We start from the raw sequence: 20,241 nt of genomic DNA on the forward strand, positions 1-20,241 counted from the left end.
CTTTCGGGCGTTTCGCTTCGATGCCTTCTGCCGCGCACGCTCCAGCACGCAACTTTCGGATCGGATAAGGGTGTCAAAGTGTGACCAAGTACCGGAAAACGATACCCGGCAGCCTGCGCAATGCCACTGTGGTGGTTCAATGCGGACAGCCGGATGGGGCTTTGCCACTATTCGTTCCGTGTTCAACCAAGGCCCCAGGGCCACCCGCCTATATGTCAGCATCTCCTTTCGTCGTTCAGCGTGACACCCGTGCCTGGCAACTCCAGGTCTGGATCTCGTTCGGCATTGCCGTGTTCCTGTGCGCAGTCGGCCTGGCCTGGCTGCCCGGAGAACAGCTGGAGCGCGCGTTCATGGTGATGGGCTATGTGTTCTGCCTCTCGGCCGCCTTCGTGCTGGCCAAGTTCGTGCGGGACAACGAAAGCGCTGGCCGCCGCGGCGCTGGCGACACCCCGATGTGGAAGCTGGTGGTGTGGGGCGGCTTTGCGGTTGCCATGGGCCTGACGGGCTGGGGCCTGTTCAGCATGGACGTGAACCAGACCTACAAGGCCTTCCTTGGTGTGAGCTGGCTGTACCTGATCACCACCGCCTTCACGCTGGCCAAGATGCTGCGCGACCGCCACGAGGCCGACCTGCTCGATGCCCGCCTGCAAGGCCGCCGCGAAGCTGCCCAGGTTGCGCCCGGCAACAACGGCTGAGCCGCGCCGCCGGTTTTTGAATCCATGGCCCGTCGCCTGTGTGCGCCGGGCCCACCCAACCCGAAGGAGTGATCCATCATGATGAACAAGACCCTGCAACGCACCCTGGCCCGCATGCTGCTTGCCGCCAGCTTCCTCACGGCCATGGCCAGCCTGCCGGTCCGTGCACAGAGCGAGGCCTCGGCCGCTCTGTCGCTGCTGCCCGTGGCCTCCATCGTGGGCACGGCCTCGGTCGGCTCGGCGGCTGCCGGTGCCATCGTGGCCTTGCCTGCGGCCCTGTCAGTCGGCGGTGCCGTGCTGGCGGTGCGCGCCGTGGAGGTCTCCGCCGTCGGCACGGTGTACGTGCTGGAGCGCGCCTCGGACGGCGCCCGCGTCAGCGTCGAAGTGGTGGGCAAAGGCGTGGGCGCCTCGGCCCATGCCGTCGGCACGGTCGTGGTCTGCACCGTGATCGGCTCGGGTGTGGTGCTGTCGGTGGCCGGCGAGGCGCTGGCCTTCGTGCCCAATGCCATCGGCCGCGCGCTGCTGTACAACGAGCGCCTGTGATGAGGTCCGCCACCATGCCAACCACCGTCCATCGCGCCATCCAGATGCCCATCCAGTTGCCGCTGCAGCCTGCTTCGCGCCGCAGCAGCGCCGTGCGCCGCGCGTCCATGCGCTGGGCCATGGGCGCAGCGCTCATTGCCGGTGCCGCCGTGTTCACGGCCACCCAGGCCCATGCAGGCCGCTCGTGCGAGGCCCAGAAGCCGCCACCGGCCAAGAGTGTGGAGCGCGGCATGCAGCTGGCCGAGCGCACCTCCCAGGCGCTGGACGCCACGGGCGCCCAGGTCGTGATGCTGGGCCGTGCCGGCCAGGATTTGAGCAAGTACGGCATACGCTACTCCCACCTGGGCTGGGCCTACAAGACGCCCGAGGGCCCCTGGCGCGTGGCGCACAAGCTCAACGAATGCGGCACCGCCGTGGGCCATGTCTACCGCCAGGGCCTGGGCGAGTTCTTCCTCGATGACCTGTGGCGCTACGAAGCCGTGTGGGCCGTGCCCAGCCCCGAGGTGCAGCAGCGCCTGTTCGTGCTGCTGCAGGACAAGGGCCGCACCAAGGTCATGAACCAGCCTGCCTACAGCATGGTCAGCTACGCCTGGGGCACCAAGTACCAGCAGTCCAACCAGTGGGCGCTGGAGACACTGGCCGCCGCCATGGAGCCGACCTCGGTGAACTCGCGCGAGCAGGCGCAGGCCTGGCTCAAGTTCAAGGGCTACGAGCCCACCACGCTCAAGATCGGGCCGCTGACCCGCATGGGCGGGCGCGTGGGCTCGGCGAACATCGCGTTCGACGACCATCCCAACGACAAGCGCTACTCGGACCGCATCGAGACCGTGACCGTCGATTCGATGCTGGCGTGGCTGCAGCGTGCGCAGCTGGGCTCGGCGCCGGCCACCCTGGTGCTCAAGAACTGAAGTTTTCGTGACAATGCGTCTGCACGCCAGATGCCTTTGACTGCCACCAACACGAGGGAGATGTGCCCATGAGCAAATCGCTGCGCCTGTCCGAAAAATGGTTCCGCCGTGGCCTGTGGCTGGTGGCCTTCGTCTTCGCGGGCTTCCTGATCGGGCTGGGCGGCACCCTCGTCGGTGACCTTCCCCAGGTCGAAAAGCGCCTGCAGGTCGAGGACTTCGTCGACAAGGCCGCCTTCGACGCGGTGCGCAACGAGGTGCGCACGGCGCAGAAGGCCGAGGAAGACGCCGAGACCGCGCTGCAGCAGGCCCAGCTGCAGCGCAGCAAGGCGCGCAGCGAAAGCGCGGCCGAGCGCGAGACCTTCAACAACTGGCTGGCCACGCGCAGCGCCACGCAGCGCGCCGACCAGGACCCCGAGGTGATCGCGCGCACGCAGCGGCTCGACGTGCTCAAGCTCGCAGAGCGCAAGACCCAGCAGGCGGTCGAGGCGCAGCAGCAGGCCTCGCTCGATGCGCACCAGGGCGCCACTGCCGCGCAGCAGCGCCAGAGCGAGATGGAGTCCGAGGGCTATGCACGCATGTCCGTCGAGCAGCGCAAGCTCGAGCTGCGCGTCTTCCTGTACCGGCTGGCGCTCACGCTGCCGCTGCTGGCCATTGCGGGCTGGCTGTTCGTCAAGAAGCGCAAGGGCACCTACTGGCCCTTCGTCTGGGGCTTCATCTTCTTCGCGCTGTTCGCCTTCTTTGTGGAGCTGGTGCCCTACCTGCCCAGCTACGGTGGCTATGTGCGCTACGTGGTGGGCATCGGCATCACGGTGCTGGTGGGGCGCTATGCCATCGTGGCCCTCAACCGCTACCTTGAGCGGCAAAAGCTCGCCGAGGCCCTGCCCGACCAGGAGCGCCGCAAGGAGCTGAGCTACGACGTGGCCCTGGCGCGCCTGGCCAAGAGCGTGTGCCCCGGCTGCGAGCGGCCGGTGGACCTCAAGAACGAGAAGATAGACTTCTGCCCGCACTGCGGCATCGGCCTGTTCGACCACTGCGGCGTATGCACCACCCGCAAGAGCGCATTCGCCCGCTTTTGCCACGCCTGTGGAACCGGTGCGAGCGGCGCTCCGGCACCGCAGATCCTGCCCGTGATCGCGTCCACGCCTGCCGTACCTGCAGGGCCCGGCGAAGTGTCCTGATCCCCTTCAGCGCCCCGGCGTCTGCCGGGGCTCATGCAGCTGCACGCGGTCACGGCCGGCTGCCTTGGCCTCGTAGAGCGCGGCATCGGCATCGGACATCAGCGCGCCCAGCGAGTCCTGCAGAGACACCCCGGTGCACACGACCAGGCCGATACTGACCGTGGCGTGCAGCGGGTCGCGCTGCCCCGGCACGGCGAACGGATGGTTGCGTACCTGCTTGCACAGGCGCCGGGCCACCGCCATGGCATCGGCCTGGCGGATGCGCGGCAGCACCACGGCGAACTCCTCGCCACCCAGCCGGCCGAACAGGTCACCGGGCCGCAGCGCCTCGCTGACCGTGGCGGCAAAGCCATGCAGTACCTTGTCGCCCTGCGCATGGCCATAGGTGTCGTTCACGCGCTTGAAGTGGTCCAGGTCCAGCATCAGCACGGCCACGCTGCTGCGCTCGCGCGCCAGGCGGGCCAGCAGCTTGCTGCCCTGGGCCATGAAGGCGCGGCGCGCCAGGGCGTCGGTCAAAAAGTCGTGGCTGGCCACGCGGTGCAGGCGGCGCATGGCCTCGACGCTCGCCGCCTTGGCCGTGGCCACTGAAAGCGGGCCCAGCCCCAGCAAGGAGATCCCCACGCGCAGCGAGAACACTGCCCAGGCCTGGTTGGGCGCGAACGCCAGCTCCAGCATGCCCGCGCCGGCCGCGATCGCCAGGCCAAAGCAGGTCAGCATGGACAGCACGCTGGTGGCAAACACGCCGTAAGTGAGGGCGCACCAGAGCAGCGCCGGCACCGGAAACGCCAGCGCCCCGGGCCCGCCAATGGCGATCGCCGCCGCCTCGCTGGCCGCCAACGCGAGCAGGGGCGCCGCGTACTTCCAGCGGCGCCGGGACCAGCGGCGCTTCTTGAGCGTGCGCCGCGCCTCCTGCGGGGTCGGCAGACTGAGGATCACCGGGAGGATCAACACACTGTTGATCAGCTCCGTGCAGAACCACATGCCCAGTGCCGTCAGCCAGGTGGTGTTGAACAGCAATGGGCCCGTGCCCGAACCCGCCAGCGCCGCCGCCGCACTGCTGGCCACGCAGATGCCGAACATCAGCACCGCCGACATTTGCCGCTTGAGGAAGCGTGTGGCCACCGGCACCTGGCCGAACAGCCACCAGCCCATGACCACGCCGCAAAGATTGGCGCTGGCCAGCCACAGCGTTGCCAGGGGGGCGGTGCCGGTCACCAGGTCCGCGGCCACATAGCCCAGGGCGGCCGCAGCCCAGGTGCCCGATGCCGCCAGGCGTGGGTAGCGCACCAGCAAACCCAGCAGCAGGGCATTGGCGGGCCAGAAGGCAGCCATGAACCCCAGCGGCCGGGTCACGATGCCCAACAGCGACGCGGCAAAGACCAGCAGGCCGATGCCTGCGCACAGGCCCCAGCCCGTCAGCGGGCCAGCGGCGGTGCCGGGTGAAGGGGGACGAAGCAAAGACGGCATGCGTTGAAGTTCAGGGCGCCCAAGGTGATTCGGACCCACTGTAGCCGCGAAATCTCTCAGCGCCCCAGGGGGCTTGGCAGCAAACACTGCCGACAACTGTGGAAGATTGTGTCCGGGCGGGGCATTTCCAGGCGCTCAGGCCCCTTGCGCGGCAGTGCCTGCCGCCAGAACCACTTGGTTGCGCCCCGATTGCTTGGCCTGGTACAGGGCATCGTCAGCTCTTTTGAACCATGTGTCCGCGGCGGTGCCGGTGTCATGCACCCAGGCCAGGCCTATGCTCACCGTGACGGAAATCGGCGATCCCTGTGCCTCGATGCGCAGCAGGGCGACTTGGGCGCACAGCCGCTCGGCAATCGCCTGGGCCTCCGCCTGCGTCACCGCCGGCAGGTAGACCACGAACTCCTCGCCTCCCATGCGCGCCAGCAGGTCCGAGCTGCGCAACTGCCCTTGCAGGCACCGGGCAAACTCCACAAGCACCCGGTCACCCACGGCATGGCCGAAGCGGTCATTGATCTGCTTGAAGTGGTCGAGGTCCAGCTGGGCGACGGCGCTCTGGGGCGGCAGCCGGGCGGGCAGCCGCGATTCCAGCCAGCGCCGGTTGCCGGTTCCGGTCAGCGGGTCGGTGTGGGCCGCCTGCTCCAGCCGGATCTCGGCGCGTTCATTGGACAGTGCGGCCACCATGAGTGCCATGCCGAAGTGGCAGAACATCTGAACGTAGAACGCCCAGGCAAAGCCGGTGGAGCCGGCCGTGCCGCTGAGGATGTAGGCGAGCCGCAAGGCATAGATGCTGCCGCTCAGCCCCAGAAAGGCGGCCATCAGCATGCGTGAAGGCAGGGGCTCGCTGCGGCGGTCGCGCAGTATCTCGAACGTGCAGACGGCCAGCACCAGTGTGGCCGTGGCGTGGAAGGCGCCTGCGCGCAGCAGGTTCTGCAGGGGAAAGCCCGTGGCGATGCCCACCACCAGGCATGCCAGTGGCAGCAGCACCACGGCCCGCCAGGGCACCCGCCTGCGGCCGCTGAAGCCGCGCACCCCCGCCCAGAATAGGGCGTATCCGCCGGTGCCCAGCAGCAGGCTGCCATGGGTCCACATCCACATTGGCAGGGCTGCGCTCTCGCCGCGCCAGGCCAGGATCGCCCCCACCGCCAGCATCAGATAGGCCGTAGCCAGAGGCGCCAGGCCCTGCGGTCGGCACGAGTGGCGGCGAATGTGAAAGATGCTCAGGGCACCGGCGATGAGAGAGGTGTTGTAGAGAAGGAGAACGGTGGCCAGGTCGAGCTGGAAGTCCATGGAGTCGTGTGCGCAGATGTGTCGCGCCGATTATCGAGGGGCACCGTGACGCTGCTCTGGCCGCTGCGCTTTCAGCGCGGGTAGGTTCCCGGCGGGCCGAACGTGGCTGCGGGCTACCTGGCGCGCCATGCTTGCCACCGCTGGCGCCATTGGCGCTTGAGCACGCGGCCCACGCGCCAGGGCCAGGAAGCACGTACACGGGCCAGCAGCACGGCCTTGATGCGCGTCCAGTGGCCATACAGCCAGGCAAACCAGCGCAGTTGCAGCAGGGCTGGCTGGGTGAGTGTGAACAGGCGCGCCAGCACGGCCGTGCCCACCAGCTTGGCCGCCACGATGATGAGCATGCCCAGCAGCACATGCCCCTGGCCGATGGTCCACAGCGCCAGCAGCTTGATGGGCAGCAGCATCAGCGAGGGCAGGGCGAACACCAGCACTGCGCCCCAGGGCGGCAGGCTGCGCACGGCCCCCTCGATCCAGCGCAGACCGGGCCAGCGGCCGATGCGCGCCAGCACGCGCTGCAGCGGCTCCCAGCCCCATTCCTCGAAGACAATGACCAGCGCCAACAGCCAGCCGGCCAGGCCCGCGATCAGGCGCAACGGCCACAGCAACAGCTTGCGCAGGATGGGTGGCACGGTGGACGTGACAGGGTCAGGTCAGACGCCGCGCGCCCGGTCGGCCTTGAACTGGGCGCGAAACTGGGCGAAGGTGCCCGCGTCCAGCGCCTCGCGCACCTCGCGCATCAGGTTCAGGTAGTAGTGCAGGTTGTGGATGCTGGTGAGCATGGGGCCCAGCATCTCGCCGCAGCGGTCCAGGTGGTGCTGGTAGGCGCGGCTGAAGCCCTCGCGGCCGCCGGCCTCCCACGAGACACCGCTCTTGCCCGCGCAGGCGTGGCAGGTGCAGCTGGTATCGAGTGGCTGGTGGTCGCTCTTGTGGCGGGCGTTGCGGATCTTGAGGTCGCCGTAGCGCGTGAACATGGTGCCGTTGCGCGCATTGCGCGTGGGCATCACGCAGTCGAACATGTCCACGCCCTGGGCCACGCCCTCCACCAGGTCCTCGGGCGTGCCCACGCCCATCAGGTAGCGCGGCTTGTGCGCCGGCAGCAGGTGGGGCGTGTGCGCCATGATGCGCAGCATCTCGTCCTTGGGCTCGCCCACCGACACGCCGCCCACGGCGTAGCCGGGGAAGTCCATCTCCACCAGGCGCGAGAGCGACTCGGCACGCAGGTTCTCGTACATGCCACCCTGCACGATGCCGAACAGGGCGTTGGGGTTGTTCAGCCGGTGGAACTCGTCCTGGCTGCGCTTGGCCCAGCGCAGGCTCATCTCCATCGACTGGCGCGCTTCGCGCTCGGTGGTCAAGTGGCCCTTGGTCTCGTAGGGCGTGCACTCGTCGAGCTGCATCACGATGTCGCTGTTGAGCGTGGTCTGGATCTGCATGCTCACCTCGGGCGACATGAACAGCTTGTCGCCGTTCACGGGGCTCGCGAAGGTCACGCCCTCCTCGGTGATCTTGCGCATGGCGCCCAGGCTCCAGACCTGGAAACCGCCCGAATCGGTAAGGATGGGCTTGTTCCACTGCTCGAAGCCGTGCAGGCCGCCAAAGCTCTCCATCACGTCGAGCCCCGGGCGCATCCACAGGTGGAAGGTGTTCCCGAGGATGATCTGCGCGCCCATGTCGTGCAGGCTCTGCGGCATCACGCCCTTGACGGTGCCATAGGTGCCCACGGGCATGAAGATCGGTGTTTGCACCACGCCGTGGTTGAGCGTGAGCGTGCCCCGGCGCGCGTGGCTGGCGGGGTCGGTGGTGAGGAGGTCAAACTTCAGCATGGGCCGCATTGTCCCAGACCGTGCGGTGCATGAGGCCATGGATGCCGTCAGGCCCCTGTGTCGGTACACTGAACCCCATACCAACGGAAGGAGAACCCCATGTTCAAGATCCTGATTGCCGTGGACGGCTCGGACCTCTCCCTGGACGGCGTGCACCATGCCCTGGGCCTCGTGCGCCAGGGGCTGTCGGCCAGCATCGTGCTGGCCAACGTGCAGGAGCCCGCCACCCTGTATGAGATGGTCACGGCGCGCGACGCGGACCTGATTGCCGCCGCCAGCCTGGAAGCGGGCGAGCACCTGATGGCCCCAGCCCGTGCCCTGCTCGATGCCGCTGGCGTTGCCTACGAAACCGACATCGGCGTGGGCGACGTGGCACACACCCTGGTGGACATGATCGAGCGCAGCGGCTGTGACCTGGTGGTCATCGGTGCGCGCGGGCAGGGTGCCATCAGCAGCGCACTGCTCGGTTCGGTGTCGCAGGAGGTGGCCCACGCGAGCCCCGTGCCCGTGACCATCGTCAAGCATGCCGACGTGGCGCTGCAGGGGGAGCCTGAGCAGGAGGACGGCACGGCCGATGCCATGACCTGAAGCACATCCCCATGTGCCAAGGGCCGCGTGAGCGGCCCTTGTGGCAGAGAGAATGCAGCAGGGGACCGTCAGGCCGCCTTGCGGAATGGTTCAGCCGTGCGCTGCAGCTTGCCGTGGGGCAGGCTGGCCAGGCGCGAGAACATGCGCCGTACATAGCCGTTGACCCACAAGCATTTGTTGAGCTCATCCACGGGCAGCGGGCCCGACACCACCACGATGTCATTGGCCATGTCCTGCGCCCCGGCCGCGCGCAGGCGGCGGCGCGTGTTGTTGGCCCAGGACTGGATGCGCGTGGGGCTGCCATGCTGGTGCACCTCGCCCGTGTGCGCATCGAAGGCGATGGCCACCGTATCGGTCTTGAGCTTGAACCTGCGTTCACCCGTCACGGCGCTGGGCTCATCGCGCATGTCGTACAGGTAGTAGCTGCCGGCCTTGAGCTGGTATTGCATGTCCATGGTGATTCCTCTCTGGGGTCATTGTCGAGGGCGCACCACAGGGCAATCGCAGGGAATGGGGCCGGAAAACCGCTCTTATCGGAGCGTGTCCGCATGCAGCCATGCCAGTCGGTGCGCGTGCCATTGTGCGCGGCCCGTCGGCATGTGCAAATGAAACTTGACCGCAATTGAGTAACGGTTTGTGAGGGGCTGAGGCGAGCCACTTTCACCGGCGATTGAGATCGCCTGCCGATGGTCAAAAGCGCGCGGCCAAGGCCTGCCCCCGTGCACGGGCCGGCCCGCCGCACTGGGGGCTGAGGGCCGCGGCTCCCAGCCTGCCCGCGCAGACTTGGACGTGCCCGAAGAGCGGCCGCCTCTGGCGGACGCACCAGCGCGCGTCCGCGCCTCAGAGGGAGCTTAGAAATCTACCAGGCTCAGGCCCACGCTAAACACCGTGCGCTTGCGGTTGTAGTCGATCATGCTGTCGCCATAGCCGCTGAACAGCTGGGTGTGCAGGCGCAGGTTGCTCTTGCTGCCCAGGAAGCCCGAGCCCAGGGTCTGCAGCCATTCCACCCGCAGCGAGCCTCGGTCGCTGTTGGCCAGCGAGTGGCGCATCGTGGCGCCCAGGGTGTTGTCCTTGTCGTAGTTCCAGAAGGCGGCCAGTTCCAAACGGCCCATGTAGTCGCTGATGCCGGGGTTGTCGTCGCTGCTCGCGCTTTCAGAAAGGCGCTTCCACAGGCGGGCGCGCACGTTGATGTCGTTGCCCAGCTCCAGCCCCGTCATCAGGTAGGCGCGGTTCCAGCTGCGCGACAGCGGCTTGCTCTGGCCGTTGGACTGGTGCACCAGGCCGATGCCGCTGTAGCGCCAGCGCCAGCCGAAGGGCAGTTTGGCGTCGGTGGGGTAGACGTACATCATTTCCGGTTCGTGATCGGTCGTGCGGAAGGGGCGCGACAGCTCGGGCGTGAACAGCTGCCAATACGACTGCTGCGTGTAGCCGAACCAGATCGAATCCTTGAGCGTGGGGTGGCCCTGCGTGAGCAGGCCCTGCGCCACCTTGGTGCGCACCGACAGCTGGATGCGGTTCTCGGTACGGCGGTAGGGGGTGGATTCGGTGGCCGAGCTGCCCTCTGCGGTCGACGTGGGCATGCGGTTCACGTTGCTGCCTGCCGCCACCGATACCGTGATCGGGCGGTAGCCACGGAAGCTGAAGGTGCCGCAGTCGCTGCCCGACTCCAGCTCCCAGAAGCGCGAGAGATCGCTGTACTGCGGGTCGCGGCAGCCTTCGGTGCGCGCCACCTCGATGATGCGCGTGGCGGGCAGCGTGGTGTCCACCGGAGTCGGCACGGCGTTGGCCGCCTCGGCCGTGGCGGCTGGCGACTGCCAGGCCTGCTGGCCGGCCCATTGGTCAAAGCAGGCCAGACGCGCCTGGTTGTCGTCGGGCAGCGCGGCGCAGCGGCGCCAGGCGGCCTGGTCGCCCGTGCTGGTGCTGCCGGGGGCCATGGAGGGCGCGGGCGCCCCTTGCGCCAAAGCCGCGCCGGCCGGCGCCAGCACCGCCAGGGCCAGGGCTGCCGTGCGGTGGGCCGCAGCCATGCCCGTGGCGCGCGCTCGGGCGGGGCGAAGGGACGGGAGAGGGGTGCTGTGAGCGTGTTGCATGTGCCTGGTATTTCATTGCCGCGATGGCCATGGACGTTCTTGTCCGGCCAGATCGCTGGGTTGCGTGTCGGTGCCCATTCTTCCAGAATCAGGCGGCCGCCGACTGTCGGCGGCGACCGCGACCTGCAGGCTGCTGTTGCGCGGGCGCGTCATTTCATGGTGATGCGGCGTCGCTGCTGGCCTTGGCCTTCGCCGCGAATTCGGCGCGCAGGGCCCTGAGCTTCTCGCGTGGGTCCTCGCGCGTGGTGGTGCGGTCCAGGCCCATCTCGGCGATGAAGCGGCTGGGGCGGGCCTGCACCATCTCGCGGCCCTTCTTGCGCCGCTTGGTCCAGCTCACGGCCAGCGTGCGCTGGGCACGGGTGATGCCCACGTACATCAGGCGGCGCTCTTCCTGCAGGCGCTGCTGCGTGTCTTCGGCAACCACCTTCTGGCGGCCCTCGTCGTCATCGAGCTTGAAGGGCAGCATGCCCTCGGTGACGCCCACCAGGATCACGTGCGGCCACTCCAGTCCCTTGGAGGCGTGCAGGGTCGAGAGCACCACCATGTCCTGCTCCTTCTCGCGCTCCGAGATGGTGGACAACAGGGCGATGGTCTGCGACACCTCCAGCAGGCTCTTGCTCTCGGCCGCCACGGGCGTGCCCGAGGTGTCGTCGATCTGGCCGCCGGCGCGCTGGGCCATCCAGTCGCAGAACTCGAGCACGTTGGTCCAGCGCGCGGCGGCCACGGTCTCGCTGTCCTCGCCGTCGTACAGGTGCTGCTCGTAGCCGATTTCCTTGAGCCAGTCGGCCAGGAAGGCACGCGAGGCCTCGGCGCCGTGCGTGTGCCGGGCGCGGTGTTCCAGGTCGTTGATGTAGCGGCCGAACTCGTGCAGGCCATCAAGCGCGCGCTTGGGCACGGCCGCCGGCAGCATGCCGTTGAACAGCGCGGCGAACATGCTCTGCTTGTGCTGGGTGGAGAACTCCCCCAGGGAGCCCAGCGTGGTGTGCCCGATGCCGCGTTTGGGGCTGGTGATGGAGCGCAGGAAGGCCGGGTCGTCGTCGTTGTTGATCCACAGGCGGAACCAGGCGCACAGGTCCTTGATCTCCGCGCGGTCGAAGAAACTCGTGCCGCCCGACACCTTGTAGGGAATGTTCTGCCGGCGCAGCGCCTTCTCGAAGGGCTTGGCCTGGTGGTTGGCGCGGTACAGGATGGCGAACTGCTTCCAGTCCGGCGGCGGGTTGGCGGCCGCGCGCAGGCTCATGATGCGCGCCACGGCGCGCTCGGCCTCGTGCTCCTCGCTGTCGGCATCGATCACGCGCACGGGCTCGCCCTCGCCCAGTTCGCTGAACAGCGTCTTGGGAAACAGCTTGGGGTTGGGCCCGATCACGTTGTTCGCCGCGCGCAGGATGGCGCTGGTGGAGCGGTAGTTCTGCTCCAGCTTGATGACCTGCAGGGTCGGGAAATCAATGGGCAGCTTGCGCAGGTTGTCCAGGGTAGCGCCGCGCCAGCCGTAGATGGACTGGTCATCGTCCCCCACCGCCGTAAAGCGGGCGCGTTCGCCCACCAGCAGCTTGAGCAGCTCGTACTGCGTGGAATTGGTGTCCTGGTACTCGTCGACCAGCACGTGGCCCAGCAGCGCCTGCCACTTGGCGCGCACCTCGGGGAAGTCGCGCAGCAGGCGCAGCGGCATGCCGATCAGGTCGTCGAAGTCCACGCTCTGGTAGGCCGCAAGGCGCTCCTCGTAGCGCGCCATCAGCACGGCGATGCTGCGCTCGTTGTCGTCTGCCGCCTGCGCCAGCGCCTCCTCCGAAGTGAGGCCCTTGTTCTTCCAGGCGCTGATGACCCACTGCCACTGGCGCGCGGTGGCCATGTCGACCGTGCCGCCGGCGGCTTCCTTGAGGATGCCGGTCACGTCGTCGGCATCCATGATGCTGAACTGGGGCTTGAGGCCCAGCACCGAGCCGTCCTCGCGCACCATGCGCACCCCCAGGGCGTGGAAGGTGCAGATCAGCACGTCCTTGGCACGCCGGCCGATGAGGCCCTTGGCGCGCTCGCGCATTTCGGAGGCGGCCTTGTTCGTGAAGGTGATGGCGGCGATGCGCTTGGGATCGAGCCCGCGCTCGATCATGTGCGCGATCTTCTGGGTGATCACCCGCGTCTTGCCCGACCCTGCACCCGCCAGCACGAGGCAGGGCCCCTCGGTGTAGTGGACAGCCTGGAGCTGGGCAAGGTTGAGACCGAAAGACATGGGAAAGCAGCGGGCAGGGAGGGGGTGACGCGCACAGCGCCGGAGGGGCGCGCGGCGTGCTTTCAGCAAGGGGATGGGGGATCATACCTTGGGCACCTCTCGCACCCCGTTGTGAACAATTGGCCACAGAAAGGTCAACTACTGTCACAAAACCTGACTGATACGGTTTTGTACTGGTCGCGAATGGAGGGCTCACTTAAACTGATCAGTTGCTTTCTGCACTGCGGGGTATTTGCGTGAAGACCAATCTGAGGGGGGATTTGGCAACCAGCTTGCTGGCGCCCGCGCTGCGCACGCGGTTTTCAGAGTTGTTTGGCGTGGCCGCCCGCAAATCGGTGTTCGCGTGGCGCGAGTCGCCCCTGGCCCAGGCGCAGGTGGCCATGCTCGACGTATCGTCCAACCTGATGCGGCTGCAGCCGATGCCCCCGTGCGTGATCTGGGTGGGCCACGAACAGCCGGGCGCCCGCTTTGCGCAGACCTGGGTGGGGCGCCTGCCGCAGGACTACACGGTGGCCGACCTCATTGACATCCTCGACCGCGCGGCGGTCTTTCTGCTCGACTGGAAGGCGCGGCAGAATGCCGCCCCCATCGCCGTGGCGGTGCAGGCCGCACCCCCGGCACCCACGCCTGCCCCTGCAGCACAGCCAGCGCGATCCTTTGCCCACAGCACCATCCAGCCGGCAGCGCCTGCCGCCGTGGGTTCGGCCGCCATGGCCGCCGCGCAGGGCAGCCGTTACCGCCTGGGCTCCTGGGTGTTCCTGGGCGCGCCGTTCGACAGTGCAGGCTACGTCAGCGCCCTGGCCCTGCTGGCCCGCCAGCCCGTGACGGCGCATCAGCTGCAGGCGCACAGCGGCCTGGAGCCCGCCATGGTGGCCGTGCTGCTGCGGGAGCTTGCGCACCGCAAGGTGCTGCAGGTGATTGCCCCCACCCAGGCGGTGCCCGCTGCGGCCTCGCCGTCCCGCGCGGGAGGCGCCGTGTCCCAGGGCTTCGTGCGCCGCCTGTCCCACTGGCTGACAGGAGCCAACCGCCCATGAATGCTTCGGTAAAGACCTATTCCAGCGCTGCCCCCATGCCGCGCATCGCCTTCATGGGCCCCATGGGCGTGGGCAAGACCACGGCCATCCGTGCGCTGTGCGGCGACGACATGGTCGCCTCCGACGTGCCCAACCTGGACCGCCAGGCCCATGCCAAGGAGTTCACCACCGTGGGCGCCGAGTTCGGCCAGATCGACCTGGGCGATGGCGAGTTCGTGCAGGTCTGCGGCTGCCCCGGGCAGGACCGCTTCGACTTCCTGCGCCAGTGGGTCGTGTCCGCCTCGGTGGGCGTGTTCGTCATGGTCGATGCCAATGCGCCCGATGCCATGGAGGCCGCAGGTGCCCTGCTGGCCGAGGCTGCTGCCGCTGAGCATCCGCCGCTGGCCCTGGTGCTCAGCACCCGCCCGGCATCTGCCGCCACCATGCAGGCCTTTGCCGATGGATTGCAGGCCGCCGGCCATGGCGTGGTGCCGGTGCTGCAGGTGGATGTGAGAAAGCGTGCCGACGTGCTGCAGGCGCTCGGTGTGCTGGTGTCGATGTTGTCCCTGCGCAGCGAGTCCCCATGAAAAGCAGTTCCCCCCTGATTTCCGAAGCACTGGCCCAGACGGCCCAGCGCGCTCTTGACACCCATGCCGCGCCCATCAGCGGCCTGCAGCTGGCCTTGCTGGCCACACCCGATGGCTTTGAGATCGCCTGCCTGCGCAACCGCAGCGACCTGCAGGCCAACCGCCTGTCGGCCATGGCCAGCTCGCTCATGGCCATGGCCCGTGCGGTGGGCCGCGAGATCCAGAGCCCCCAGTGCAAGCGCCTGACCTTCGAGGCCGAGGGCAGCACCGTGGTCTTCCAGTCCATCGATGCGCCGGTGCCCTGCATCCTGTGCCTGGTGCTGGGCAGCGATGCCCTGCTCGGCCGCGCCCTGTGGGCCGCGGGTGAGGTGGTGCAGGAGATGTCCCGGGCCTGACGCGCCTGCGATCGATTTTTGGGCGCGGGCTTTCATTGGCAGCCTGCGCCCACTCCCCTTTCCAGCCAGTGTGAACGAACGACAAGGAAACGAAAAAATGGCGACTCTCAATGAATCCCTGAACCAGCTGCAGGCCGTGGAAGGTGCGCTGTGCGCCGCCATCGTGGACAGCGGCAGCGGCATGCTGCTGGGCAGCATCGGCACGGGGGTGGACATGGAACTGGCCGCCGCCGGCAACACCGAAGTCGTGCGCGCCAAGAACAAGACCATGCAGGCGCTGGGCCTGCAGGACACCATCGACGACATCCTGATCACGCTGGGCAAGCAGTACCACATCATCCGCCCCCTGGCCACCAAGGAAGGCATCTTCATCTACATGGTGCTCGACAAGGCGCGCGCCAACCTGGCCCTGGCCCGTCGCAAGGTGCAGGACGTCGAGAAGCTGATCGAATTCTGACGGCACGCGCTGGCACGCGCCTTCCTGCGGGAAACCCCGCTGTCCCAGGTCTGTTGGCACTTTGATACTGCACGGACCAACGAGACAAGCCCGAAAGGCCGTGCCATGCCGACCAAGAGCCTCGCGCCATCGCGCCCCATAGCCACTGCGCCGCAACATGCAGGGTGGAGTGGGGCGTTTTTCATTCTGGGTGCCTGTGTGGCGATGGCTCTGGCTGCGCTGCCTGCCCGCGCGCAGATCGGCAACACGGCCCCGGTGCGCATTGGCGTGGTGGGGCCGTTCACCGGGGCATCGGCCGACTTCGGCGTGCCCATGCTCAACGGCATCCGCATGGCGGTGGACGAGATCAATGCCGGCGGCGGCTACCTGGGCCGGCCGCTGGAGCTGGTGGTCAAGGACGATGCGGCCAACCCCGACCAGGGGCGCAAGGTCTCGCAGGACCTGCTGGCCGAGAAGGTGGTCGCCACCATCGGCTTTTGCAACACCGGCGTGGCGATGAAGGCCATCGACCTGTTCCAGGACGCCAAATCGCCGCTCATCGTGCCCTGCGCGTCGGGCACCGCGGTCACCGCCAAGTACCCGCCGGCCGACAGCTACATCTTTCGCGTGCAGGGGCGTGATGCGCTGCAGGCCCCCTTCATGGTGGAAGACATCGTCAAGCGCGGCTGGGACAAGGTGGCCATCTTCGCCGACAAGACCGGCTATGGCGAAGGCGGCTACAACGACGTGGTGGCCGCGCTGGCCGCCAAGAACCTGAAACCCGTGCATGTGGCGCGCTTCGACCTGGGGGTGAAGGACCTCACCGCCGAGCTGGCCGCCGCGCGCACGGCAGGTGCCAACGTGGTCTTCAGCTACACCGTGGGGCAGGAGAACGCCGTCATCGCCAACGGCAAGAAGACCCTGGGCTGGAAGGCGCCGCAGGTGGGGCCATGGACCCTGTCGTTCCCGTACTTCCTTGATGGCGCGCGGGATGCGGCCGAGGGCGCCCTCATGGTGCAGACCTTCATCGCCGAGCCCAGCAACGAGCGCCGCGCCTCCTTCCTGTCGAGCTACACGCGCAAGTTCCAGCGCAAGCTGGCCGTGCCCATGGCGGCAGCCAATGCCTACGATGCCACCTATTTGCTCATGTACTCCTTCCTGGGCATCCGCGACGGCAACCTCAACGGCCCGGCGCTCAAGGAATCGCTGGAGGGCAAGATGAAGACCTACTACGGCGTGGTCGCCACCTACGACAAACCGTTCAGCACCGCCGACAAGGACGCCATCACGCGCAACATGCTGGTGATCGGCGCGGTGAAGAACGGCGCCATCACGTTTGCCTATCCCGAGGATGCCAAGCGCAACCTCATCATCCAGCGCAAGCAGTAGCGGACGGGCATCGGGTTACTCAGGTGGCCCGCACTACCGGCGATGGCACACCCCTGACTTTGCGCTGACCGCACGCAAACCATGCCGCCTCGTGGTGCTTGGCCGCACCGACAATATCCCCCGTGCTCTCCGTCCTTCTCATCACCTTCCCCTTCTTTGCCCTGGTGCTGTGTGGCTACCTGGCCGCACGGCGGGGCGTGCTGCCGCAGCCGGCCATTCCGGGGCTCAACGCCTTCGTGCTGTTCTTCGCGCTGCCCTGCATGCTGTACCGTTTTGGCGCCAGCACGCCCATTGCGCAACTGCTCGATCCGGCCGTGGCCGGTGTCTATGTGCTGTGCGCGCTGGTCATGGTGGTGGGAACGGTGGCGTTCACGCGCCGCGGGCGCATCGGCTGGAACGACGCGGCCTTCGGCGCGCTGGTGGCTGCGTTCCCCAACACCGGCTTCATGGGCGTGCCGCTGCTCGTGGCGCTGCTGGGTGCGCAGGCCGCGGGGCCCGCCATCGTGACCATTGCGGTGGACATGCTGGTCACCAGCTCGCTGTGCATTGCCCTCTCGCGCCTGGACGGCGCGGGCACGCATGGCGTGGGCGTGGCGCTGCGCAATGCCTTCAAGGGCATGGTGGCGAATCCCATGCCCTGGTCCATCGCCCTCGGTGCGCTCGCCTCGGCGCTCAGCTTCAAGCTCCCCGGCCCGGTGGACCGCACTGTGGCCATGCTGGCCGATGCGGCTTCGCCCGTGGCACTGTTCACCATCGGCGCGGTGCTGGCCCGCTCGCAGATGAACCAGCATGAACAGGTTCCTGCCCGCGAGTACGTGCCGGTGGCATTGGCCAAGCTGCTGGTGCACCCGGTGCTGGTCTGGGGCGCGGGCACGGTAGCCATGGCCATGGGCGTGCCGCTCACGCCGTTTGCACTTACCGTGCTGGTGCTGGTGGCGGCCCTGCCCAGCGCCAGCAACGTGTCGCTGCTTGCCGAGCGCTTTGGCGCCAACAACGGGCGCGTGGCGCGGATCATTCTGGTGTCTACGGCGCTGGCGTTTTTGAGCTTTTCAGGGGCGGTGGCCTTGTTGACCTGAGGGCCTGCAAAGCAAAACAGCCCACCGAAGTGGGCTGTTTTGCTTTTGGTACCAGCGGGATCAGTTGACGAAGGCTTCGCTGTTCTGGATCTGCGGTGCTGGCAGGGCAGCAGGTTTTTGCTGGCTGCGTACGGGTGCGTCGCGGCCTAGGTTGGGAGCCATCCCCGCATTGTCTTTGTCCTGCAGCATCACGCGGAGCTTTTGCAGGCTCTCCTGAAAGCTGCCCGCCAAACGATCTGCCTCTTCACGATTGTTGATGATATAGGGGGTAATCGTGATCAGCAGTTCAGTCTTGTTCTTGCTCTTGCTCGTATTTCCGAATAACCCACCAACCATTGGAATGTCCTTGAGCACAGGAATTCCGTTGCCAGTGTTCTCAAGCCTCTGCTCAATCAGGCCGGCAAGCATGATGGTTTTGCCATCTTCAATCGTCGCATCCGTCGTGACTTTGCGCTTCTGGAAGCTCGGATAGTCGACCCCGCCCGCCCTGACCGGGTCACCCAGATTGCTCACTTCTTGCGAGATGCTGAGTGTGATGCGTCCTGTGGATGTAATGCTTGGTTTGACTTCCAACAGGATGCCGGTGGGGCGGTATTGCACGGAGTTGGAGGTGGAATTCGAAGTGCCGAGCAAGCTGCTGCTAGGCGTGGATACAGTTTGGGTGACGATTGGAACTTCACGGCCCACCTCGATCTTGGCGATCTTTCCATCGCTCGCCAACACGTGTGGCGTGGACATCACGTTCACGTTGGTGTCTTTTGCGAGCACGTTGAGCAGACCAATCACTTGACCAGCGCTGCCAAAAACAGCGTAATTCAGGCCAGAGCCGGTACCGGTAACTGTCGGCGTTGCGCCAGCAATGGAAACCGCACCTGCCGCTGAAGGAGTAGGGGAGCCGTCAAGTCCAAAGAAGCCCGGCCAGCTTTTGCCTCCGGTGCTCAAAGCAGATTTTATCCACCACTCCACGCCGTATTGCAATGCATCAGTCAAGGTGACTTCGGCAACCATCACTTGTACCAAGACCTGACGCGGCGATGCATCCAGTCGTTCCAGCACTTTCCGCACTTGCTGGTAGTCCTGTGGCGATGCGCGAACGATTAGGGTGTTGGTTTCGGTGTCGGCAATCACCTGCACCGAGCCACCCAAGCCAGGGGCGGTGCCCGTTGTGCCTTGCGAAGGCGTGTTGCCCCGTTCGATGGTTCGCGCTGCGGAGCTGTTGTTCTGGTTGTTGGTGCCACCGGCGGCTGCACCTGCCAGGCCGGTGCTGCTACCGGTTGCACCCGTAGCCGAACCGAAGGCCGTTCCTGATGCTGATGGCAACCCCGAAGCGCCGGTATTCGCATTGTTCTGCGTAGGAGCAGACCCGCCAAAAATCTGCGTCACCAAGCTCGCCAGATTCGCCGCATTGCCATTGGCCACCGGATACACATGCACGAACGAACCCAGCCCATTGCGCGGCTCGGCGTCCAGCGTCTTGATCCACTGCTCTGCCGTCTGCAGCAGGGCCGGATTCGCAGCAGCCACCATCACCGCATTCATGCGCGCCACGGGCAGGAAGTAGGTCTTATTGGCGTCGGTGCCGGCCTTGTTGAAGATGCCCGAGGTCTTGAAGATGGCGTCAAGCTCCTTGGCCACGTCGGCCGCTTCGCTGTGCGCCAGCGGAAACAGCTTGATCTGCACCTGGCTCACGTAGTCGGAGTCCAGGGTCTTGACCATCTCCACGATCTTCTCGACGTTGGCCGCACGGTCGACCACGATGAGGTAGCGGTTGGACGGGTCGTTGGTGATGGCCGCCTGCGCGCCGACGAAACCGCGCAGGGTGTTGGCCAGCTGGTTGGCCTGCACGAACTGCAGCGGAATGATCTGCATCACCGACGAGGCCGGGCCCACGCCCTGGCCGATGCCGCTGTCGCGCACGGCATTGGTGTCGCGCAGCACCTTGTAGATCTTGCCCTGGCGCACGATGGAGATGTTGCTTGCCGCGAGCGCCGTCTCCAGCGTGCTGTAGATGTCGGCCATGCTGATGGCGCCGGTGCTCTTGAGCGTGACGCGGCCCTGCACGGTGGGGTCGATCACATAGTCGAGCTTGAGCACTTCGCCAAGCACGACCTGGATCACCTCGTAGATGTCGGCGTTGTCGAACTTGAGCGTCACGCCCGGGTTGGGCGTGTTGGACAGCACCGCGCCGGGGTTGCCGCCCGCAGGCGCTGCGGCGACTCCAGAGGCGGGCATGGCCATGGGGGCCGGCATGGCGGGCGCTGCCGCACCGGGCGTGGCGGCAGGGGCCGTTGCTGGCGTTGCGGCCGGTGCCACGGCGCCGCCCGTCTGCGGGGGCTGCATGGTGATGCCGGGCAGGCTGAAGCCGCCGGGCACGGGGGTGCCGCTGCCGCTGGGCACTGCAGGCATGGGCTGGCCGGTGAAGGGGTTGATCGGTGCCTGCTGGGCCATCGCCAGTTGCGTGGCCGCCAGTGTGGGCAGGAGCATGCTCACAGCGGTCAGTTTGCGCAGCATGGGAGGAATGGATTTTTTCATTGCAGTC

The 20,241-nt window shown here is 67.0% G+C and carries 19 protein-coding genes; 11 read left to right on the forward strand and 8 right to left on the reverse strand.

The window, feature by feature from the left end; translation table 11 throughout:
- Positions 1–212 precede the first annotated feature (212 nt).
- The 4 genes from ASE28_RS22845 (at position 213) to ASE28_RS22860 (ending at position 3,324) form a co-directional block, all read left to right on the forward strand.
- Positions 213–695: a YiaA/YiaB family inner membrane protein gene (locus ASE28_RS22845; protein WP_057268592.1), complete on the forward strand. Its 483-nt coding sequence runs from the start codon at positions 213–215 to the stop codon at positions 693–695.
- A gap of 78 nt (positions 696–773) precedes the next feature.
- The gene (locus ASE28_RS22850; RefSeq protein WP_369818262.1) at positions 774–1,238 is read left to right on the forward strand and encodes a hypothetical protein; all 465 of its coding nucleotides are present in this window, start codon (positions 774–776) and stop codon (positions 1,236–1,238) included.
- 119 nt (positions 1,239–1,357) lie between these two features.
- Positions 1,358–2,146: a DUF2145 domain-containing protein gene (locus tag ASE28_RS22855; RefSeq protein ID WP_369818266.1), complete on the forward strand. Its 789-nt coding sequence runs from the start codon at positions 1,358–1,360 to the stop codon at positions 2,144–2,146.
- Between the two features lie 68 nt (positions 2,147–2,214).
- Positions 2,215–3,324: a zinc ribbon domain-containing protein gene (locus ASE28_RS22860; protein WP_057268593.1), complete on the forward strand. Its 1,110-nt coding sequence runs from the start codon at positions 2,215–2,217 to the stop codon at positions 3,322–3,324.
- Between the two features lie 6 nt (positions 3,325–3,330).
- Here ASE28_RS22860 and ASE28_RS22865 read toward each other — a convergent pair whose 3' ends face one another.
- From ASE28_RS22865 to tgt, 4 genes are all read right to left on the reverse strand, one after another.
- Complete coding sequence (locus ASE28_RS22865) at positions 3,331–4,791, reverse strand: GGDEF domain-containing protein (protein WP_082608204.1); 1,461 nt, start codon at positions 4,789–4,791, stop codon at positions 3,331–3,333.
- A 135-nt stretch (positions 4,792–4,926) separates the two neighbouring features.
- Positions 4,927–6,078: a GGDEF domain-containing protein gene (locus tag ASE28_RS22870; protein ID WP_057268595.1), complete on the reverse strand. Its 1,152-nt coding sequence runs from the start codon at positions 6,076–6,078 to the stop codon at positions 4,927–4,929.
- Between the two features lie 113 nt (positions 6,079–6,191).
- Positions 6,192–6,710 carry a hypothetical protein gene (locus tag ASE28_RS22875; protein WP_235516196.1) on the reverse strand — a complete coding sequence of 173 codons (519 nt, stop codon included), beginning with the start codon at positions 6,708–6,710 and terminating at the stop codon, positions 6,192–6,194.
- Positions 6,711–6,731: 21 nt separating this feature from the next.
- Positions 6,732–7,904, reverse strand: coding sequence for a tRNA guanosine(34) transglycosylase Tgt (gene tgt, locus ASE28_RS22880; protein ID WP_057268692.1), 1,173 nt, complete (start codon positions 7,902–7,904; stop codon positions 6,732–6,734).
- A 99-nt stretch (positions 7,905–8,003) separates the two neighbouring features.
- On the opposite strand from tgt, the gene ASE28_RS22885 reads away from it, so the two are divergent.
- On the forward strand, positions 8,004–8,492 hold the full coding sequence (locus tag ASE28_RS22885) for a universal stress protein (protein ID WP_057204009.1): 489 nt from the start codon (positions 8,004–8,006) through the stop codon (positions 8,490–8,492).
- A 68-nt stretch (positions 8,493–8,560) separates the two neighbouring features.
- On the opposite strand, the gene ASE28_RS22890 is transcribed toward ASE28_RS22885, so the two are convergent.
- The 3 genes from ASE28_RS22890 to ASE28_RS22900 all read right to left on the reverse strand — a co-directional run bounded on the left by ASE28_RS22890 (position 8,561) and on the right by ASE28_RS22900 (position 12,806).
- Positions 8,561–8,947 (reverse strand): hypothetical protein, encoded by a 387-nt coding sequence (locus ASE28_RS22890; protein WP_057204010.1) that lies wholly within the window; start codon positions 8,945–8,947, stop codon positions 8,561–8,563.
- Positions 8,948–9,343: 396 nt separating this feature from the next.
- Positions 9,344–10,516 carry a phospholipase A gene (locus ASE28_RS22895; protein WP_057204011.1) on the reverse strand — a complete coding sequence of 391 codons (1,173 nt, stop codon included), beginning with the start codon at positions 10,514–10,516 and terminating at the stop codon, positions 9,344–9,346.
- Positions 10,517–10,733: 217 nt separating this feature from the next.
- Positions 10,734–12,806: an ATP-dependent helicase gene (locus ASE28_RS22900; RefSeq protein ID WP_057204012.1), complete on the reverse strand. Its 2,073-nt coding sequence runs from the start codon at positions 12,804–12,806 to the stop codon at positions 10,734–10,736.
- 260 nt (positions 12,807–13,066) lie between these two features.
- On the opposite strand from ASE28_RS22900, the gene ASE28_RS22905 reads away from it, so the two are divergent.
- The 6 genes from ASE28_RS22905 to ASE28_RS22930 all read left to right on the forward strand — a co-directional run bounded on the left by ASE28_RS22905 (position 13,067) and on the right by ASE28_RS22930 (position 17,702).
- Positions 13,067–13,840 (forward strand): hypothetical protein, encoded by a 774-nt coding sequence (locus tag ASE28_RS22905; RefSeq protein WP_157412609.1) that lies wholly within the window; start codon positions 13,067–13,069, stop codon positions 13,838–13,840.
- Positions 13,837–14,406 carry an ATP/GTP-binding protein gene (locus ASE28_RS22910; protein ID WP_082604306.1) on the forward strand — a complete coding sequence of 190 codons (570 nt, stop codon included), beginning with the start codon at positions 13,837–13,839 and terminating at the stop codon, positions 14,404–14,406. The genes ASE28_RS22905 and ASE28_RS22910 overlap by 4 nt, the downstream gene beginning before the upstream one ends.
- Positions 14,403–14,801, forward strand: a complete 399-nt coding sequence (locus tag ASE28_RS22915; protein WP_057204015.1) for a roadblock/LC7 domain-containing protein — start codon at positions 14,403–14,405, stop codon at positions 14,799–14,801. Before ASE28_RS22910 ends, ASE28_RS22915 begins: the two co-directional genes overlap by 4 nt.
- 97 nt (positions 14,802–14,898) lie before the next feature.
- Entirely contained in the window at positions 14,899–15,258 is a 360-nt protein-coding gene (locus ASE28_RS22920; protein ID WP_057268596.1) for a hypothetical protein, read from the forward strand.
- 204 nt (positions 15,259–15,462) lie between these two features.
- A complete protein-coding gene (locus ASE28_RS22925) occupies positions 15,463–16,626 on the forward strand; it encodes an ABC transporter substrate-binding protein (RefSeq protein ID WP_057268597.1) in 1,164 nt (387 codons plus the stop codon).
- A gap of 122 nt (positions 16,627–16,748) precedes the next feature.
- Complete coding sequence (locus ASE28_RS22930) at positions 16,749–17,702, forward strand: AEC family transporter (RefSeq protein ID WP_057268598.1); 954 nt, start codon at positions 16,749–16,751, stop codon at positions 17,700–17,702.
- Positions 17,703–17,762: 60 nt separating this feature from the next.
- On the opposite strand, the gene gspD is transcribed toward ASE28_RS22930, so the two are convergent.
- On the reverse strand, positions 17,763–20,234 hold the full coding sequence (gspD, locus tag ASE28_RS22935) for a type II secretion system secretin GspD (RefSeq protein ID WP_157422089.1): 2,472 nt from the start codon (positions 20,232–20,234) through the stop codon (positions 17,763–17,765).
- Between the last annotated feature and the right edge of the window lie 7 nt (positions 20,235–20,241).

The organism is Acidovorax sp. Root219 (assembly GCF_001428665.1).
Taxonomy (GTDB): domain Bacteria; phylum Pseudomonadota; class Gammaproteobacteria; order Burkholderiales; family Burkholderiaceae_C; genus Acidovorax.

What these genes read in the sequence shown, in the direction of transcription:
- ASE28_RS22870 (WP_057268595.1), bottom strand. Translation starts at nt 6,078, where the DNA reads ATGGACTTCCAGCTCGACCTGGCCACCGTTCTCCTTCTCTACAACACC.
- ASE28_RS22910 (WP_082604306.1), top strand. Translation starts at nt 13,837, where the DNA reads ATGAATGCTTCGGTAAAGACCTATTCCAGCGCTGCCCCCATGCCGCGC.
- ASE28_RS22895 (WP_057204011.1), bottom strand. Translation starts at nt 10,516, where the DNA reads ATGGCTGCGGCCCACCGCACGGCAGCCCTGGCCCTGGCGGTGCTGGCG.
- ASE28_RS22915 (WP_057204015.1), top strand. Translation starts at nt 14,403, where the DNA reads ATGAAAAGCAGTTCCCCCCTGATTTCCGAAGCACTGGCCCAGACGGCC.
- tgt (WP_057268692.1), bottom strand. Translation starts at nt 7,904, where the DNA reads ATGCTGAAGTTTGACCTCCTCACCACCGACCCCGCCAGCCACGCGCGC.
- ASE28_RS22920 (WP_057268596.1), top strand. Translation starts at nt 14,899, where the DNA reads ATGGCGACTCTCAATGAATCCCTGAACCAGCTGCAGGCCGTGGAAGGT.
- ASE28_RS22855 (WP_369818266.1), top strand. Translation starts at nt 1,358, where the DNA reads ATGGGCGCAGCGCTCATTGCCGGTGCCGCCGTGTTCACGGCCACCCAG.
- ASE28_RS22850 (WP_369818262.1), top strand. Translation starts at nt 774, where the DNA reads ATGATGAACAAGACCCTGCAACGCACCCTGGCCCGCATGCTGCTTGCC.
- ASE28_RS22845 (WP_057268592.1), top strand. Translation starts at nt 213, where the DNA reads ATGTCAGCATCTCCTTTCGTCGTTCAGCGTGACACCCGTGCCTGGCAA.
- ASE28_RS22885 (WP_057204009.1), top strand. Translation starts at nt 8,004, where the DNA reads ATGTTCAAGATCCTGATTGCCGTGGACGGCTCGGACCTCTCCCTGGAC.
- ASE28_RS22865 (WP_082608204.1), bottom strand. Translation starts at nt 4,791, where the DNA reads ATGCCGTCTTTGCTTCGTCCCCCTTCACCCGGCACCGCCGCTGGCCCG.
- gspD (WP_157422089.1), bottom strand. Translation starts at nt 20,234, where the DNA reads ATGAAAAAATCCATTCCTCCCATGCTGCGCAAACTGACCGCTGTGAGC.
- ASE28_RS22925 (WP_057268597.1), top strand. Translation starts at nt 15,463, where the DNA reads ATGGCTCTGGCTGCGCTGCCTGCCCGCGCGCAGATCGGCAACACGGCC.
- ASE28_RS22900 (WP_057204012.1), bottom strand. Translation starts at nt 12,806, where the DNA reads ATGTCTTTCGGTCTCAACCTTGCCCAGCTCCAGGCTGTCCACTACACC.
- ASE28_RS22890 (WP_057204010.1), bottom strand. Translation starts at nt 8,947, where the DNA reads ATGGACATGCAATACCAGCTCAAGGCCGGCAGCTACTACCTGTACGAC.
- ASE28_RS22860 (WP_057268593.1), top strand. Translation starts at nt 2,215, where the DNA reads ATGAGCAAATCGCTGCGCCTGTCCGAAAAATGGTTCCGCCGTGGCCTG.